Source organism: Pseudarthrobacter sp. 10T415 (assembly GCF_056394175.1).
Genome location: NZ_JBFTHJ010000002.1, coordinates 380,198 through 397,329, shown reverse-complemented (window position 1 = coordinate 397,329; position 17,132 = coordinate 380,198). Strand labels below are relative to the sequence as shown.

The 17,132-nt window shown below is 67.0% G+C and carries 15 protein-coding genes; 9 read left to right on the top strand and 6 right to left on the bottom strand.

The features are described from left to right. Positions 1 to 20: 20 nt before the first annotated feature. The 3 genes from AC1DBN_RS04630 to AC1DBN_RS04620 are packed head-to-tail and all read right to left on the bottom strand — an operon-like array spanning position 21 to position 2,068. Positions 21 to 668 carry a hypothetical protein gene (locus AC1DBN_RS04630; protein ID WP_091721795.1) on the bottom strand — a complete coding sequence of 216 codons (648 nt, stop codon included), beginning with the start codon at positions 666 to 668 and terminating at the stop codon, positions 21 to 23. Continuing rightward, the gene (locus AC1DBN_RS04625) at positions 665 to 1,297 is read right to left on the bottom strand and encodes a hypothetical protein (RefSeq protein WP_091721792.1); all 633 of its coding nucleotides are present in this window, start codon (positions 1,295 to 1,297) and stop codon (positions 665 to 667) included. Before AC1DBN_RS04625 ends, AC1DBN_RS04630 begins: the two co-directional genes overlap by 4 nt. Before the next feature lie 51 nt (positions 1,298 to 1,348). Next, positions 1,349 to 2,068, bottom strand: a complete 720-nt coding sequence (locus AC1DBN_RS04620) for a WXG100 family type VII secretion target (RefSeq protein ID WP_477722643.1) — start codon at positions 2,066 to 2,068, stop codon at positions 1,349 to 1,351. Positions 2,069 to 2,413: 345 nt separating this feature from the next. Here AC1DBN_RS04620 and AC1DBN_RS04615 point away from each other — a divergent pair, with 345 nt between their 5' ends. The 7 genes from AC1DBN_RS04615 to AC1DBN_RS04585 all read left to right on the top strand — a co-directional run bounded on the left by AC1DBN_RS04615 (position 2,414) and on the right by AC1DBN_RS04585 (position 13,500). Further along, the gene (locus AC1DBN_RS04615; protein WP_091721788.1) at positions 2,414 to 3,550 is read left to right on the top strand and encodes a GuaB3 family IMP dehydrogenase-related protein; all 1,137 of its coding nucleotides are present in this window, start codon (positions 2,414 to 2,416) and stop codon (positions 3,548 to 3,550) included. Between the two features lie 105 nt (positions 3,551 to 3,655). Beyond that, entirely contained in the window at positions 3,656 to 5,395 is a 1,740-nt protein-coding gene (locus tag AC1DBN_RS04610; protein ID WP_091721784.1) for a glycerol-3-phosphate dehydrogenase/oxidase, read from the top strand. 39 nt (positions 5,396 to 5,434) lie between these two features. Continuing rightward, a complete protein-coding gene (locus AC1DBN_RS04605) occupies positions 5,435 to 5,923 on the top strand; it encodes a PTS sugar transporter subunit IIA (protein WP_091721781.1) in 489 nt (162 codons plus the stop codon). Positions 5,924 to 5,994: 71 nt separating this feature from the next. Continuing rightward, entirely contained in the window at positions 5,995 to 6,858 is an 864-nt protein-coding gene (locus AC1DBN_RS04600; protein ID WP_091721778.1) for an SURF1 family protein, read from the top strand. After that, positions 6,855 to 7,358: a DUF3817 domain-containing protein gene (locus tag AC1DBN_RS04595; protein WP_091721776.1), complete on the top strand. Its 504-nt coding sequence runs from the start codon at positions 6,855 to 6,857 to the stop codon at positions 7,356 to 7,358. The genes AC1DBN_RS04600 and AC1DBN_RS04595 overlap by 4 nt, the downstream gene beginning before the upstream one ends. 132 nt (positions 7,359 to 7,490) lie before the next feature. Then, positions 7,491 to 9,080: a glutamine-hydrolyzing GMP synthase gene (gene guaA, locus AC1DBN_RS04590; protein ID WP_091721773.1), complete on the top strand. Its 1,590-nt coding sequence runs from the start codon at positions 7,491 to 7,493 to the stop codon at positions 9,078 to 9,080. A 166-nt stretch (positions 9,081 to 9,246) separates the two neighbouring features. Beyond that, the gene (locus AC1DBN_RS04585; RefSeq protein ID WP_477722642.1) at positions 9,247 to 13,500 is read left to right on the top strand and encodes an AAA family ATPase; all 4,254 of its coding nucleotides are present in this window, start codon (positions 9,247 to 9,249) and stop codon (positions 13,498 to 13,500) included. 55 nt (positions 13,501 to 13,555) lie between these two features. Here AC1DBN_RS04585 and cpaB read toward each other — a convergent pair whose 3' ends face one another. The 3 genes from cpaB to AC1DBN_RS04570 form a co-directional block, all read right to left on the bottom strand. Beyond that, the gene (gene cpaB / locus AC1DBN_RS04580; RefSeq protein WP_091721768.1) at positions 13,556 to 14,284 is read right to left on the bottom strand and encodes a Flp pilus assembly protein CpaB; all 729 of its coding nucleotides are present in this window, start codon (positions 14,282 to 14,284) and stop codon (positions 13,556 to 13,558) included. A 118-nt stretch (positions 14,285 to 14,402) separates the two neighbouring features. Beyond that, positions 14,403 to 14,663 carry an FmdB family zinc ribbon protein gene (locus AC1DBN_RS04575; protein ID WP_015937748.1) on the bottom strand — a complete coding sequence of 87 codons (261 nt, stop codon included), beginning with the start codon at positions 14,661 to 14,663 and terminating at the stop codon, positions 14,403 to 14,405. Between the two features lie 122 nt (positions 14,664 to 14,785). After that, positions 14,786 to 15,406: a 5-formyltetrahydrofolate cyclo-ligase gene (locus AC1DBN_RS04570; RefSeq protein ID WP_091721766.1), complete on the bottom strand. Its 621-nt coding sequence runs from the start codon at positions 15,404 to 15,406 to the stop codon at positions 14,786 to 14,788. A gap of 103 nt (positions 15,407 to 15,509) precedes the next feature. Here AC1DBN_RS04570 and galU point away from each other — a divergent pair, with 103 nt between their 5' ends. Beyond that, positions 15,510 to 16,415, top strand: coding sequence for a UTP--glucose-1-phosphate uridylyltransferase GalU (gene galU, locus AC1DBN_RS04565; RefSeq protein ID WP_091721764.1), 906 nt, complete (start codon positions 15,510 to 15,512; stop codon positions 16,413 to 16,415). Between the two features lie 4 nt (positions 16,416 to 16,419). Beyond that, on the top strand, positions 16,420 to 17,040 hold the full coding sequence (locus AC1DBN_RS04560; protein WP_091721761.1) for a GNAT family N-acetyltransferase: 621 nt from the start codon (positions 16,420 to 16,422) through the stop codon (positions 17,038 to 17,040). Positions 17,041 to 17,132: the final 92 nt, after the last annotated feature.

Sequence of the window (17,132 nt, the reverse complement as noted above, 5' to 3'; positions counted from 1 at the left end):
GCGCTGCTCCCGCTACCGGCTCACAGCGGGCCGTAGCCGGCGTTGCCGTGGGGATCCCGCCAAACCGCCAGATCTTCTTCCACAGCCCTCCGGAGCCCTGGGTTGGACTGAACCCGCAGCCGAAATGACTGCCGGGCACGGCCCATGACCGTGGAGGGGACCACGATGCACGCGACCAGGAGGGCCAGGAGCAGCACGAAGGCGCCCACAAGGGAGATCGCCGTGCCGTCACCCTTGGCCGCCGCGGAGGGCAGGTACAGGGCCAGGATCCCCGCCAGGGCAACTCCCAGGACCGACACCATGGCGATGCCGCCGCGGGCCGATCCCGGGCCGCGGCTGATGAGGAGCCGGCCGGTATCCGGAAGTGAGGTGCGCACCCGCTTCCAGGACCACACGCCGAGCAGCGTCAGTGCCGCCCCCAACGGGAGCAACACCAGTACCGGGGCCGGATGTCCGTACATGGCTGAAAAGAATGCGCCCGCAAGGGCCAGAACGGGTCCACCCGCGATCGCGCTGCTCCAACCGGCAGCGATGGTGCCTTGGGCATCTGCCAACTGCCGCAGCCGGGACGGTGCGTTCGGCGGGCTGACGCGGGCCAGTTCAGGCGAGAGCCAGTGGTCGAGCGAATGCGCGGGCGCGCCGGCGGGGAAAGGAATGTGATGTGTCATGCCGGGAGCAGGCCCAGTCCCCGGCGGAGCTGGTCCTCAAGGTCCTCCGATTGCAGCGGCGCAGGGGCAGGCTTGGCGTCATCACCGGTGACGATCTCCAGGGAACCATCGGGCTCCGTCTTGACGTGGACGGAGTGGAAGCTGCCGTCCGCGAGGTGCCTGCGGACCGTGCCGGCCGCCGGGCGTCCGTCCGGTGCGGTCCCAAGGTAGAACGTGACCATCTCGACGGCGGTGGTGAACATGCCCTCGGAACCGGTCAGCGGTCGCAGTTCGTGGACACCGAACTTGCTGAGGCTGAGGACCAGGGCGCCGCCGTTCGAGCCGAACAGAAAGTAGACGTGTTCGGCTTTGGGGGTCACCAGGGCAACTTCCAGCCAGGCATCGGAGTCCGCAAGGACCCCTGCCACGCTTGCGGCCGGCCCTGCCGGCACGAGGCTTTCCCCTTCAACGGTCATGAGTCCGCGTTCCAGGAGGGTAGCCACTCCGGCCTGTTCGAGCGGCGCCCCGGCAGCGTGGTCAAGCCTGAAGAGACTCTGGCACTTCAGTGCGCCCGGCGTTCCTGCCAGGGCAACCAGTGCGATGAGTTCGTGTTCGGTAATGGGCAGGGGTGCGTCTTCTTGGATAGTCACAACAGCCTTAGGGTCGACAGGTCTCGGGTCTTATTCTAGGGAAGCCGGCCCTCAGGTGAGCCAGCCCCACACCTTCTTGGCGCCGTCGGCTACGGCATCAATGGTTTTCTTTGCACCGTCAGCCACGGCATCCGCAGTCTTCTTGGCGGCATCTGCCACCATCTCCGAGGCCGAACCGTAGCCGAGGTTCGAGGCCAGCAGGCCCATACCGCCCCACGCGATCCCGGCCACGGCGAAGAAGGGTCCTGCGCCCGGGATAAAGCTTCCGGCCGCAAGGACCGCGGAGACACCTCCGTCGATCGCCATTCCGGTATTGCCGCTCTCCAGGCCCTGTGCCAACTGGAGGCCGCCGGTGACGATTCCCAGGCCACCGGAAAGCCGGCCCAGCATGGATGTCCCGTTGAGGAGCTGTGTTCCGCGCACATAGCCGACCCCCGGAACCTGGGCGTACTGCGCGCTGAGCCAGGGCCAGTTGGTGAGCTTCGTGAGGAGCCCGCCCTTGGCCATGGTGGCCAGCAGGTTGTCCGTGTACAGCCCCGCACCGGTCACGGCGGCGTTGGCACCCCACCAGCCAGGACTCGCGGCGACACCCAGCACACTGTCCAGAGGGTTCGTCGCGGCAGCGTCCGGGGCAGTACCGCCCGGACCCGACGCACCGGGACCACCGGACGATCCGCCCGTGCTGGCGTTCTCTTGCTCATCAGCCTGCGTGACGAGAGTCTTGGAGGCGTCAAGGAGGATTGCGACGTTTGCTTCATCATGGGGCGCCACGTATCGCTCCATTCACGGCGGAAGCGGCCCCCGTCGTTTCCCTTCCAGTCGATAGCCGATACCAGGCTGGTGATCTGGCGTTCGGTATCCATCAGGCGTGATCCGGAACGGTCCATGGATTTGGACAAGGACCGCAATTGTTCGATGTCGGCGCCATAGAGGCCAGGGGCCATGGTGGTTCTCCTCGGAAGCTGGGCACGGGAGCGTTCACCGAGCCCCCGGCCCTAGGCTACGTGCTTGGTCCACGCCGCCGCCATGGGCAGCCCTGCCCATCCGGACCCCCGCTTGTCCGCGCGGAGCCGAGGCCAGGCGAAGCCACCGAACCTGCTGGGATAACCTAGAGCAGTGACTTACGAGATCGAGATTGGCCGTGGCAAGCGTGGGCGTCGTGCCTACTCCCTGGATGACATAGCTGTTGTCCCCAACCGTCGCACCCGTGACCCCAAGGACGTCTCGGTCTCGTGGCAGATCGACGCCTACCAGTTCAGCATGCCTGTCATCGCCGCCCCCATGGATTCAGCCATGTCTCCCAAGACGGCCATTGCGCTTGGACGCCTCGGCGGACTGGGCGTCCTCGACCTCGAAGGCCTCTGGACCCGGTACGAGGATCCGCAGGCAGTCCTGGATGAAATCAGTGCCCTGGAGGACGAGACCAACAGCCCCGCCGTCACCGGCCGGATGCAGGAGCTCTACAAGGCCCCCATCCAGCCCGAACTCATCACGTCCCGCCTGGCCGAAATCCGTGAAGCCGGCGTCACCGTGGCCGGCGCCCTCACGCCGCAGCGCACCCAGGAGCACTACAAGACAGTCCTGGCTGCCGGCGTCGACATCTTCGTCATCCGCGGCACCACCGTGTCCGCCGAGCACGTCTCCAAGGACCACGAACCGCTGAACCTCAAGCAGTTCATCTACGAGCTCGACGTACCCGTGATCGTCGGCGGGGCCGCCGGCTACACGCCGGCCCTGCACCTCATGCGCACCGGTGCCGCCGGTGTCCTGGTCGGCTTCGGCGGCGGGGCCACCACCACCACGCGCCGCGCGCTGGGGATCCACGCGCCCATGGCATCGGCGATTTCCGACGTCGCCGCCGCCCGCCGCGACTACATGGACGAGTCCGGCGGCCGGTACGTCCATGTCATTGCCGACGGCGGCATGGGCACCTCCGGCGATATCGTCAAGGCCATCGCCATGGGCGCCGACGCCGTCATGCTGGGCAGTGCCCTGGCCCGCGCCGAAGAAGCGCCGGGCAAGGGCTGGCACTGGGGCCAGGAAGCCCACCACCTGGAACTCCCGCGCGGGGACCGGGCCAACGTGGGAACCGTTGGGCCCATGGAGGAAGTCCTCTTCGGGCCCGGCCACCACACCAATGGAACGTCAAACCTCATCGGTGCGCTGCGCCGCTCCATGGCGACCACCGGCTACTCGGACCTGAAGGAATTCCAGAGGGTCGACGTCGTGGTTTCCCCCTACGAAGGAAACTGACACCCACGCACTCCGGCAGGGCGTCCAAAAGGGCGCCCTGCCCAAGCGTGCCCCAAGCAAGTAGGGTGGTTCTACTACCGGCACTTGAGGCACTGGAGGCGTTCAATGAAGACTGATCCTGCAGGCGGCGGGGCCCTGGGCCCGGAAGCCAGGGAAGCATCCATCCAGCGGCTGCGCGCCACGACGGAACCCGGCCAGGAGCTGGACATCCTGATTGTTGGCGGCGGGATCGTGGGAACCGGAGCGGCGCTGGACGCCGTCACCCGCGGCCTGAGCGTGGGCATCGTCGAGGCCAGCGACTGGGCGGCAGGAACGTCCTCCCGGTCATCCAAGCTCATCCACGGCGGCCTCCGCTACCTGGAGATGCTGGATTTCGCCCTGGTTAAGGAGGCGTTGCAGGAACGCGGACTGCTGCTCTCCGAACTGGCGCCCCACCTGGCCCGGCCCGTTCCCTTCCTCTACCCGCTGACCAAGCCCTTCGTGGAACGGCCCTATGTGGGCGCGGGCATCGCCCTCTACGACGCCATGTCCGTCTCCAGCGGCCACAGCCGCGGCGTGCCCTTCCACAAGCACCTGTCCAGGCGCGGCACCCTGCGGGCTGCGCCGAGCCTGAAGAACGACGCGTTCGTGGGCTCCATCCGCTATTACGACGGGCAGGTGGATGACGCCAAGTACGTCGCCAACCTGGTCCGCACTGCCGCCCATTACGGGGCCCATGCCGTCAACCAGATGGCGGTGGTGGACTTCCTCCGCGAAGGCGAGCGGGTGGTGGGAGCCAAGGTGGAAAACCGCGAGGATGGCTCCCGGTTTAACGTCCGTGCCAAGCAGGTCATCAACGCCACGGGTGTCTGGACCGACGAAACCCAGGCCATGGTCACGGACCGCGGGCAGCTGAAGGTCCGGGCGTCCAAGGGCATCCACCTGGTGGTGCCGAGGGACCGCTTCCAATCCACCGTCGGGCTGATCCTGCGCACCGAGAAATCCGTGCTGTTCGTCATCCCCTGGGGCAGGCACTGGATCATCGGCACCACGGACACCGACTGGCACCTGGACAAGGCCCACCCTGCCGCAACCAGCAAGGATATCGACTACATCCTCGAGCACGTCAACAAGGTCCTCAAGCGGCCGCTGACCCGGGAAGACGTCGAAGGCGTCTACGCGGGACTCCGGCCCCTGCTGGCCGGCGAGAACGACTCCACAGCGAAGCTCTCCCGCGAACACGTCGTGGCCCACCCCGTGCCGGGGCTGGTGGTGGTGGCTGGCGGCAAATGGACCACCTACCGCGTGATGGCCAAGGACGCGGTGGACGAGGCCACCCGCACCATGGACGAACGGGTACCGCCGAGCTGCACCGAGACCATCCCGCTGCTGGGGGCCAGCGGTTTCCGCGCAGCCTGGAACCGCCGTAACCGGACGGCCGAGGAAACGGGCGTGCACGTGGCCCGCATCGAGCACCTGCTCAACCGCTACGGCTCCATGACCCCGGAAGTCCTGGCCCTCATTGCCGAGAATCCGGAACTGGCCGAGCCTTTGCCGGGAGCGGATGACTACCTGCAGGCCGAAGCGGTCTACGCGGCCACCCACGAAGGCGCCCGGCATGTCCACGATGTCCTGACCCGGCGGACCCGCATTTCCATCGAGGCCTGGGACCGCGGCGTGTCCGCTGTTCCGGTTGTCGCTAAACTGATGGGTGACGTCCTCGGCTGGAGCGACGCTCAGCGCGAAAATGAGGTCCGGCACTACATTGCCCGGGTTGAGGCGGAACGGCTCAGCCAGGAACAGCCGGATGACGAATCCGCAGACGCCGCCCGCCTGGGCGTGGAAGACATCGTGCCCTTGCGCTAAGGGGTGGATGGCCGGCGCTGCTGACTGAAGGGACACGCCTTGGCGGAACCGCTTGACCCGTACGACGCCGAACTCACCACCCCGGACATGGTCATCCTGGAGTTGGAGGCCACGGACAAGGACGACGCCGCCACTCAACTGTCCGAGCGGTTGTTCGCTGCCGGCAGGGTGTCCGACCTCGACGGGTTCCTCCGGCATGTCAATGCCAGGGAACACCAGCTCGCCACCGGACTCCCGGGCGGCATCGGCCTGCCGCATGCGCGCAGCGAGTTCGTCACCCGCACCTCCATCGCCGTGGGCATCACCAAGTATGGCCATGCCCTGGACTTCGGCGCCGCCGACGGCCCGGCCACCGTGATCCTGCTCATCGCCACCCCCGCCAGTTCCTTCTCGGACCACCTCGAGGTCCTGGCCACGCTGGCGCGCTCGCTGTCCAAGGAATCGTTCCGCGAATCGCTGCGCCGGGCCTACGACGCCGAAGTGATCGCCGAACTCATCAACTCCAGCCTGGTGTTCTTCGACCACTGACCGGAGCCGGCGGGCGTGCCCGCAGCTCCGGCGTTTAGTTGTTCTACAGAACTACGAAGTACGGTTAAGACGTGTGGAAAACAGCCCTTAAGCCCCGATGGATTGCGGGATTCATCTTTGCGATCGCCGTGTCCGGGGTCTTCGTGCTGCTGAGCCAGTGGCAGTTCGGCCGCTCCACCAGCCCGGAAATGCCGGTGAATCCGGACACCGAGAAGGTCCAGCCGCTGACTGACACCCTCCAGCCCGGCGAGTTCTTCCACGGGTCCGACGCCGACCAGATGGTCAGTGCCACCGGAACCTATGATCCTGCCAAGCAGGTCCTGGTCCCCGGGCGCCTGCACGACGGGAAGACCGGCTACTGGGTTGTCTCCGCTTTCGCGGTGGACGGCGCACCCGCGCTGACCGGTGCCGCTGTGTCGCCCCGGACCTGGATCCCTGTGGCCCGCGGATGGGTGGCCGACGCCGCTGACGCGACCGCGCCGCCGTCGGGCCCCGTGCAGGTAACCGGACGGCTCCTGCCCTCCGAAGCGCCCGTGGCCGCTAAGGCCGCCAACCCCGGCGAAGCAACGGCGGTCTCCGTGGCGGAACTCATCAACGATTGGGAAATCAGCAGCTACCCGGGCTTCGTGGCGGCCACCGCCGAGGTTGCCGGGGGAGCGGACGTCAGCGCTGCCGCCGTCCCGGGGGACCTCCTGCCGCTGGAGATCGGTCCGCAGCCGCCCGCACAGCAGATCAACTGGCTCAACCTCTTCTACTCCCTGGAATGGGTGGTCTTTGCCGGGTTCGCATTCTTCATCTGGTGGCGCCTGGTCAAGGACGATTACCACCGGGACCTCGAAGATGCCCTCGAGGGCCACGCCGAACCGCATGAACCAGAACAGCAGCCAGGGACCACCCGGCAGCCTGAACACACCGAGCAAAAGGTACAGCCATGATTGATCCGAAGCCGGCCACCGGAAACGAAACGGCCGGGAAGGCCGCCCCCAGGAAGCGCCGGTTCGGCGGCACCGAAGCGCAGATCCGGTCGGCCCTGAAGTTCTACAAGGTGCTGGCCTACCTGACCGGTGCCATGCTGCTGCTCCTGTGCGCCGAGCTCGTGGCACGGTACGGCTTCGGGCAGTACCTCTTCGCCGGTGGCACCAACGCCACCACCGGCCAGCCCTTCGGCTTCGGTTTTGCCGACGCCGAGCCGCCGGGAGTCCTCAACGGCGTCAACCTGTCCATCACGGTGCTGATCGTCCACGGCTGGATGTACGTGGTGTATCTGATTTCAAACTTCCGGCTCTGGTCGCTCATGCGCTGGCCGTTCCTCAAGCTGATCCTGCTGGCACTGGGCGGCGTGGTCCCGTTCCTCTCCTTCATCGTGGAGAAGAAGTTCCATGCCGAGGTGGAAGCCGAGCTCGCCGCGAACCCGCAGGCGCCGCAGCGCTACTGAAATCCCGGCAGGCCTGAACCACGGCGCTGCCTCGCCAGCAGCTGTGCCGCCCACCCGCCGTCGGACGTTTGCTCCGTCACAGCGCGGCGTCTCAAGGTGCGCCGGTGCAACGCCGCAACGTAGGCTATTACAGTGACTACTCCCACTGCATCCCAGACTTCCCAGAAGCCGGTGCTGGTTGTTGACTATGGAGCCCAGTACGCGCAGCTGATTGCCCGCCGCGTCCGGGAAGCGAATGTGTATTCGGAAGTGGTTCCGCATACCTACACCACCGAACAGCTCCTCGCCAAGAACCCCGCCGCGATCATCCTTTCCGGCGGACCTTCCAGCGTTTATGCCGACGGCGCCCCCAGCGTGGGTGCCGACCTCTTCGAAGCCGGCGTACCCGTCTTTGGCATCTGCTACGGCTTCCAGGCCATGGCCAACGCCCTTGGTGGCAAGGTGGACAAGACCGGCCTCCGGGAATACGGCTCCACCCAGACCACCATCCTGGGCGAGGGACGCTCCGTGCTTGAGGGCATGCCCCAGCACCAGAACACCTGGATGAGCCACGGCGACTCCGTCCACGCGGCCCCGGACGGCTTCGAGGTCCTGGCCACGACGGCCGGCGCCGAGGTTGCAGCCTTCGCCAACGAAGAAAAGTGCCTCTACGGCGTGCAGTGGCACCCCGAGGTCAAGCACTCGGCCTACGGCCAGCAGGTGCTGGAGAACTTCCTCTTCAAGGGCGCCAAGATCGAGCCCAACTGGACCACGGGGAACATCCTCGAAGAGCAGATTGAGCGCATCCGCAACCAGATCGGCGATGCCCGGGTCATCTGCGGCCTCTCCGGCGGCGTCGATTCCGCAGTCGCAGCTGCCCTGGTCCAGCGCGCCGTGGGCGACCAGCTCACCTGTGTGTTCGTTGACCACGGCCTGCTCCGCGAAGGCGAAGCTGAGCAGGTGGAACGCGACTTCGTTGCTGCCACCGGCGTCAAGCTCTACATCGCGAACGAGCAGGAACGCTTCCTCACCGCACTGGCCGGCGTGAGCGATCCCGAAACCAAGCGCAAGATCATCGGCCGCGAGTTCATCCGCGCCTTCGAAGAAGCCGAACTGGCCATCATCGCCGAGGCCGCCGCGCACGGTGAGAAGATCAAGTTCCTGGTCCAGGGCACCCTGTACCCTGACGTCGTCGAATCCGGCGGCGGCGAAGGTGCAGCAAACATCAAGAGCCACCACAACGTGGGCGGCCTCCCCGAGGACCTGCAGTTCGAGCTCGTGGAGCCGCTGCGGGCCCTGTTCAAGGACGAGGTCCGCGCCGTGGGCGCCCAGCTGGGACTGCCCCAGGAGATCGTGGGACGCCAGCCGTTCCCGGGCCCCGGCCTGGGCATCCGGATCGTCGGCGACGTCACCAAGGAACGCCTGGACCTGCTGCGCAAGGCCGACGCCATCGCCCGCGCCGAGCTGACCGCCGCAGGCCTGGACAACGAGGTGTGGCAGATGCCCGTCGTGCTGCTGGCAGATGTCCGCAGCGTCGGCGTCATGGGCGACGGCCGCACCTACGGCCACCCCATCGTCCTGCGCCCGGTCTCGTCCGAAGACGCCATGACGGCTGACTGGTCACGCCTGCCCTATGACCTCCTGGCCCGGATCTCCAACCGGATCACCAATGAGGTGGACGGCGTCAACCGTGTCGTGCTGGACGTCACCAGCAAGCCACCGGGAACCATCGAGTGGGAATAGCATCCTGAAGTGGCCGGCCTCCGTTGACGGAGGCCGGCCACTTTTGTCTTGGCGCCTGGGCCACGGTGGTGAATCTCCCGGGATCCGCCTGTGAAATCTCCCCTATTTCGCGGCTCCAGTGTTGCGGTCTCTCAGTCCGGCCGCGGAAGCGGCTACTCTCGAACCTATGCCGGTATGGTCCAGGGCGTCACGTGCAAACGCAGAAAAGAAGGCAGAAGTGTCAGTTGGTCAAGGCCACCCGGAAGGCTCGGAAGAGCTTCGTAAATGGCTGTCCGGGCTCAAACCCGTCACCGGGGCAGACACAATGCTGCGCTTCACCAAGACGCCCGAAGGTTCCATAGACCTCACCTCGGCCCACCCCTCAGGCCTGGCCCAGCTCATGGCCGGGCGCCGCACACGCCTGTCCACACTGATCCGCGATCAGCAGCAGTATGTGGTGGCAGCCAGGGCATCCCGCAACATCCGGTCCAAGATCTTCGAACTGTCCAATGACCGCGGCATCGACGCCGGGTACCTCTCCGCGGGCACCGTGGTGTGGACCTCCGCCGTCGGAGGTAAACCGCAACGGGTTTCCGCGCCCGTCATGCTCACAGCGATCTCCCTTACCGTCCGGCCCGGGGAAGACGACTACGAGCTCCAGCTGACGGAGCAGGCACATATCAACCCCGCGTTGGTCCGCCACCTGAAGTCTGTCCACGGCATTGTCTTTGACGTCAACGCCGTCACCCGCCTCGCGTACAGCACAGCGCGTTTCGATCCGCAGCCCGTCCTGGACCGGCTTTCCACCCTCATCCGCCCCATCCACGGCGCCGAAGCGCAGCACAACCTGCTGGTGTCCACGTTCGCGGACCTCTCCGGGAACCTTGACGACCCGTGGATCAATGACTCCAACCCGGTTGTCTCCGCCCTGGCCACGGCCGGCGGCGGGGAAGTGGTGGATGTCGAGGCCCCGGACCCGGCCCGCTTCCCGCCGCTGGACAGCCGGCATCCCCAGGACGAACTGCTCCTCCTGGACGCGGACACTGACCAGCAGTACGTGGTGGACGCCGCCCGCGCCGGCGACTCGCTGGTGGTCAGCAGCCCGCCCGGGACAGGGCAGACTCAAACAGCCATCAACACTATCGGCGCCCTGGTGGACGCCGGCCGGACCGTCCTGGTGGTGGGGGACCGGCGCGCCAGCCTGAACGAGGTGTCCGGCCAGCTCGAAGCCCTGGGCCTCGACTCGATCCTGTTCCAGTTGTCCGGGAACGTCACCGCGCAGCAGCTGAAGTCCCAGCTGGTCCGCGCCATTGTCCGGAACGAAAAGTCCCTCAAGCCACAGCTGGGGAACCTGCACAGCACGCTGACCGAACACCGCCACGCGCTGATGGACCATGTGGCGTCCCTGCACAATGTCCGCGACCGGTGGGGCTGCTCGCCCTACCAGGCCATGCAGTCGCTGGCCGAGCTGACCTCCATCCATCCCGCACCCGCCACCACTGTGCGGCTGAAGCGAAGCGTCCTGGACAGCATCCGCGACCGCGAGGAACTCGCCGGCCGGTTGCAGCGTGCAGCAGAGCTGGGCAGTTTCAGCAAGGCGTCCACCACCAGCCCGTGGCATGGCGCCCGGCTCCTGACGCGCAAGGAAACGGAAGAAGCCCAGGACCTGGTCCGGGCCATCGCAAAGAGCCTGCCCGTGCTCCGGGAGCGGATGAACGCCGTGGCCGAGCACGCGGAAATCCGTCTTGGTGAATCGTTCGCCGAGTGGGGCGAACAGCTGGAGCTGCTGGTCGCCGTGCGTGGAAGCCTGGATAAGTTCACGCCGGATATCTTCGACCGGCCGGTCACCGACCTCATTTCCGCCACCGCACCCTCGGCGTGGCGGCGTGAACGCGGGATCGAGATGACCTCCATGCAGCGGTCGCGGCTCCGACGGGTGGCCAAGGAGTACGTCCGGCCGGGCGTCCACATCGCAGACCTGCACACGTCCCTGGTCCTGGTCCAGGAACAGCGGGTCCGCTGGGCAGGCTACGCCACCACCCAGCGGCACCCTGCCGTCCCGTCCGGGCTGGCGGAGATGAACGCCCTGTACCGCGAGCTGGACCAGGAGCTCGCGAGCCTTGGTGAATGCCTGAAGCACACAGCCGGGGGCGGGACGCTGTCCACCGTGCGCTACGAAGACCTCCTGGAGCGGCTGGAACGGCTGGTCGCCGATACTGACACGCTCAAGACGCTCCCCGAACGGACGCTCCTCGTGGAGAACATGCGCGAGCACGGCCTCGGCGAGCTCCTGGCCGACCTCGCCGAACGTGAGGTTCCCGCCGGATCGGTGGCTGCTGAACTTGAACTGGCCTGGTGGCAGTCAGCCCTCGAGGCCATGATCAGCGGCGACGACTACCTCGCAATGTCCGACGGCGATGCCCTGCGCCAGCTCGAAGCCGAGTACCGCCTCGCGGACAACGCCCACATCGCCAGCGGGGCGGCACGCCTGCGCTGGGACCTGGCCGAGCGCTGGAGGGAAGCCATCGGGGACCAGCCCCGGCAGGCAGGCCTCCTGCGCAGCCTGCTCAAGGACGGACGGGTCTCACTGCCGGCGCTGACCGCCCAGGCGCCGGACCTGATCGGCACGCTGGTTCCCGTCTGGTCGGTGAGCCCCTACCTCATGAGCGGGCTGCTGCCCGCGGAACAGCACTTCGACGCCGTGGTGATCCTCGACGCCGAAGCCACCAGCCTGCAGGCGGTCCTGCCTTCCATCGCCCGCGCCCGGCAGGTCATTGCCTTCGGCGATGCCCGGATCGCCAGTCCCCGCAGCTTCACCGTGGGGGTGGAGCGGCTCGCGCCCGGCGAGTCCGCGCACCAGCGGGTCGAGAGCGCCTTCAAGGCCCTCTCCGCCGTGTTGCCGGTGTGGCAGCTCACCAACGTCTACCGGGGTGTGGACGAGGACCTGGTACTGCAGCTGAGCAGGAACTTCTACGACGGCGGCCTCCGCCGCCTTCCAGAGGGCCAGTCGGCCACCGGGCTGGACCGGTCCTTGCTCGTGGAGTACTTGCCGGACGGCACCGGCCTGCCCAGCGCCGACCACGAGGGCGTGGAGTCTGTGGTGGCTGAGGTCAACCGCGTGGTGGAGCTGGTGTTCGAGCACGCTCGGCTGCGGCCCAGGACGTCCCTGGCGGTTGTCACAGCAAGCCTGCGGCATGCCGCGAGGATCGGCGAGTCCATCCGGCTCCAGTTGCCGAACTACCCCGGGCTGGCCAGTTTCTTCGGAGCGGGGCCGGAGTCCTTCCGGGTTGTTGACCTTGAACGGGCACAGGGCCTGGTGCGTGACCATGTCATTTTCTCGCCCGGCTACGGGCGCACACCGCATGGGCGGGCCCTTCACAACTTCGGCCCGCTGTCCGCCGAGGGCGGCAGGGAGAAGTTCGCGCTGGCCATGACCCGTGCCCGCCGTTCCATCCACGTCCTGACGTGCTTCCGCCCGGAGGACCTGGACCAGACCAGGCTGGCGTACGGTGCTCTGGACCTGTACGCGCTGCTTGACCGGGAGATTTCGGGGAACACCGACCTCGGCACTCCGGCGTCCCGGGCGGCTGCCAGCGAGCAGGCGCTCGGAGCCGACCCGCTTGTTGCCGACCTCGGCGACAGGCTTCGTGCCCGCGGCGCCCGGGTGTGGCACCAGTACGACGGCGTCATCGACGTGGTGGCGGCCGCAGACCCGCTGGGCACCATGGGCCAGGATGAGGCAGACCTTCCCTGGCCGGTGGCGATCGAGTCCGACGGCACCGAGCAGTACCGCACCATGAGTGTCCGTGAGCGCAGCCGGCTGCGCCCGCAGATGCTGGAGCGGCTGGGGTGGCGGTACATGCCGCTGTGGACCATTGAGGTGTTCACTGATCCTTCGGCCTGTGCGGACCGGATTGCAGGGTACTTGGGGCTGGAACGGGTGGTTCTTCCGGGCCGCTCTGCCGAGTCCGCCGGTTTCCTTGACGACGACGTCCATCAGGCGCTGAATGGAATCGACGCTGCGCAGCCCGCTTCGGTCCCGTACGCGGGCACGCATGGGTCAGGGTTCCGGCGTGACGCCGCGCGGGGCGAGGAACGCCACGAATCCCGGGACGATTCCGATTCAGGCGGCGCCGATGACGCCGTTGCAGGACCAGACAGTGAGGAGGCGGGCACCGTGACCCCGAATGATGCCGTGACGCCACAAGATGCCGTGAACGCCGAGGATGTTGAGAGCACCGTGGACGCGACCGATACCGGGAGCGCCGCAAGTTCTGGCGATGCCGCGGACGCGGAAGAGGCCGGCTCACCGGCTGCGCGCGGCCAAGTAGAGGACGTACTGCCCAAGACCGCCGCGGAAGATGACCCGCGGGCCTGGGGCGATCGCGACGACGACCACGACGCGTGGTTGAAGGAGCAGAAGCCCCCGCACTGGGGCTGACGGCCAATAGCGCTGCCGACGTGATGGCAGGCCCTGCCGGGCAAGGCAGGGCCGGTCACGACGGCGGTCCCACCAGGACGAAGAACAACTTGCCCTGCGTGGACGCCCCGGCCAGCCGTGCTGACTGTTCAGCGGTGGCTGCCACCACGATCAGCCCGTCGGTTTCGGCGGTGCCCAACCATTGTCCGCCCTGGCCACCTTTGGCAGCGGTCCAGAGGACGGGGACTCCCGCGGCCAGGACTTCCGAGGGTCCCTGTCGGTCGAACCCGTTCCCGGATGTCAGGACGATGTTCACCAGTTGCCCGGGCGAAACCAATTGGATGGACGAGGCATCGGCCATCCGCAACGGAACGGCAGCCGATCCCGGGGGAGTGCCGGTGAGCAGCCCGGGACCCAGGAGCTGGACATCGGTGACCAGCTGCCCTTTTCGCAGCGGCGTTGCCAACTGTTTGCCTTCCGCCTCAGTCTGCTCACTCAGCACGCCCTCGGACAGCAGGCCTGGCGGTACCCGCACCGGAACAAGGTCAGAGGCCGTGACAGCCGTTCCGGCGGGCAGGTCCCTCGCTGCGGACAGGGCTGTGGCAGTGTCGGCCGGCGCAGGGGTGAGCTGGTGGACGGTCATGGACGCCGCTGCGCAGAGCAGCAGGGCAACAGCGAGGCGCCGGTTGCGGTTGAGCAACCCGCCCATACGGGTCAGCGGGCTGCCGCGCCGGGACGAGGCAGCTCCCTTTTTGGCTTGGAAGACAGGCGGTCTGCGGTGGGCACGGACGGGATGTGCAGGCATGCCTTCACGCTAGGCGGGCAGGCATGGCAGACGACAGCGGCCCCGATCCTATGTGGACAACATGGTGCTGCCAACAGGAGCGGGGCCGCGGTCAGCCCGAGTGTGGTGGGGGCCGGTGTCAGCTGGCGGCAGCCGCCGGTGCGGGTGCCGGAGCAGGGGCTGCCGGGGCCGCGGGTGCTGCGGAGACGGTGCTGCCCTTGGAGTCGCGGGAGTCGGTGCGGTAGAAGCCCGATCCCTTGAAGACGACGCCAACGCTGTTGAACTTCTTGCGCAGCGTGCCTTCGCATTCCGGGCAGGACGTCAGCGAACTGTCCGAGAATGACTGGACGATGTCAAAAGCATGGCCGCAATCCTTGCAGGCGTAAGCATATGTTGGCACTGGTGCTCCTCCTCTTGGGCAAACGAGAGGTCCCGTGCTGCCATCCGTTCCAGTGGTGGTCCGTTAGCAGTCGCAGGGCCTGAGTGCTAATTCTATCATCCCCGTCCACCAGCGTCCCGGGTTCAGAGAGCGCCTGCCAGGACCCGCAGTCCGCCCGGAGTCAGGACGGCCGGAACGGGACGGTCGAACTCCTCGGCGGGGATCCGCCCGGCAGGCAGGAGTTCTTCGTCGTAGATAACAGCGGCAAGCGGAATATGCTTCCCGGCAGTGTCCAAATGGCCCAGGAACTTGTCGTAGTAGCCTCCGCCCTGGCCGATCCGGTTACCGGAAAGGTCAACGGCCGTGGCCGGGATGAACAGCCCGGACGCCCCACCGGCCACATCCGGCCCGTGTCGCGGCCCGTCGGGTTCCATGACGGGCGCGTACCGGCTGCGCGCAAAGGGGATGCCGGGAGACCAGAACACCCAGCTCAGTTCGCGCGCCGGTTCGCACACCGGCAGGAGGACCCGGTGTCCGCGGGCGTGGAGGGCCTGGATCAGCGGCAGGGTAGGGGGTTCGACGCCGACGCCCAGGTAGACGCAGAAGGTTGCGGCCGCGCCGTCCGCAAGGGAGCCGGCCCAGGCTGTGCCATGTTCCGCCAGGGCGTTGCCCGCCTCCTCCAGGGCCGCCGGCGAGAGTTCCGCGCGGCGGGCACGGTGGGCAGCCCGAATGCCGTCCTTGGCACCGGTCTGATGTTCAGTCATGGGTTTTCCCTCCATCGCCGCGGGCGGCGGGTTCATGTGCAGGTCGGCGCCGGGGCCGGACCGCTGATTACTTAATGCTTGCCGCTGACGCTAGATTAGTCCGGTGACTACCAGTAACCCGAGAGTTCGCAAAGCCGTCATCCCCGCTGCGGGGCTGGGTACCCGGTTCCTTCCCGCCACCAAGGCTATGCCCAAGGAAATGCTTCCGGTGGTGGACAAGCCTGCCATCCAGTACGTCGTGGAGGAAGCCGTTGGCGTCGGACTCAACGATGTCCTGATGATTACGGGACGCAACAAGCGGGCGCTCGAGGACCACTTTGACCGTGTCCCGTCGCTTGAGTCCACCCTCTCGGACAAGGGTGACACCAAGAAGCTGGAGTCCATCCAGGCCGCCAGCAACCTCGGCGACATCCACTACGTCCGCCAGGGCGACCCCAACGGGCTCGGTCACGCCGTGCTGCGGGCCCGCCAGCATGTGGGCAATGAGCCTTTTGCCGTGCTCCTCGGTGATGACCTGATTGATGCCCGGGACGAGCTCCTGGGAACCATGATCGACGTGCAGGCCAAGACCGGCGGTTCGGTGGTTGCGCTGATCGAAGTGGATCCGTCCCAGATCAGCGCCTACGGCTGCGCGGACATCGAAGAGATCGACGGCGAAGGCTACGTCCGGATCAACAGGCTCGTTGAGAAGCCTGCAGCGGACGAGGCACCGTCCAACCTGGCAGTCATCGGCCGCTATGTGCTGCACCCCGCCGTCTTCGACGTGCTGGAGGAAACCGGCCCCGGCCGCGGTGGCGAGATCCAGCTGACCGACGCCCTGCAGGAACTTGCCACCGGCGAGGGCGAAGGCTACGGCGTCTACGGCGTGATCTTCCGCGGCCGCCGCTACGACACCGGCGACAAACTGAGCTACCTGAAGGCCTGCGTGCAGCTGGCCGTCGACAGTGATGACCTGGGCCCAGGCCTGCGGGAGTGGTTGCCGGGCTTCGCCGCCCAACTTTCCAAGTAGCATCGTGCGCTTCGGTCCCATCTGGCCGGCCACGCTTGAGTGCGGTGACCTGGTCCTGCGGCCCATCCGCTACCGCGACCGGAAAGAATGGACTGAAGTGCGGTCACGGAACAGCCAGTGGCTTGCGCCGTGGGAAGCGTCCAATCCGGATCCGCGCGGAGGGTTGCCGGACTACCGGCAAATGGTACGTTCGCTGAATTCCCAGGCGGCCCAGTCCACGGCGTTGCCGTTCCTCATTACGGAGCGGGTGGCCGGCAGCCGGACCCCGCACATCGTGGGCCAGCTGACGGTGTCATCCATCCTCTGGGGCTCGGCAATGATGGCCACGCTGGGTTATTGGGTGGACCAGGCCCGGGCGGGCCGGGGGATTGCTCCCACGGCGGTGGCCCTGGTGACAGACCACTGCTTCCAGACCCTTGGGCTGCATCGGATGGAAATCAACATCCGGCCAGAAAACGGACCCAGCCTGCGGGTGGTGGAGAAGCTGGGCTTCCGCGACGAAGGGTACCGGCCCCGCTATCTTCACATCAACGGTGAGTGGGCTGACCACCGGTCCTTTGCGCTGACCTCCGAAGAAGTCCCGGACGGCCTGTTGCCGCGTTGGATGTCGTCCCGGCCGTCTTAATTCCACTCATTTGGCAACCGCCCTGCGACACACCGCAGCCAATGCCACTGTGGCAGTGGTGATACTCATACGGTTTTGAGTGTGGACTTCCC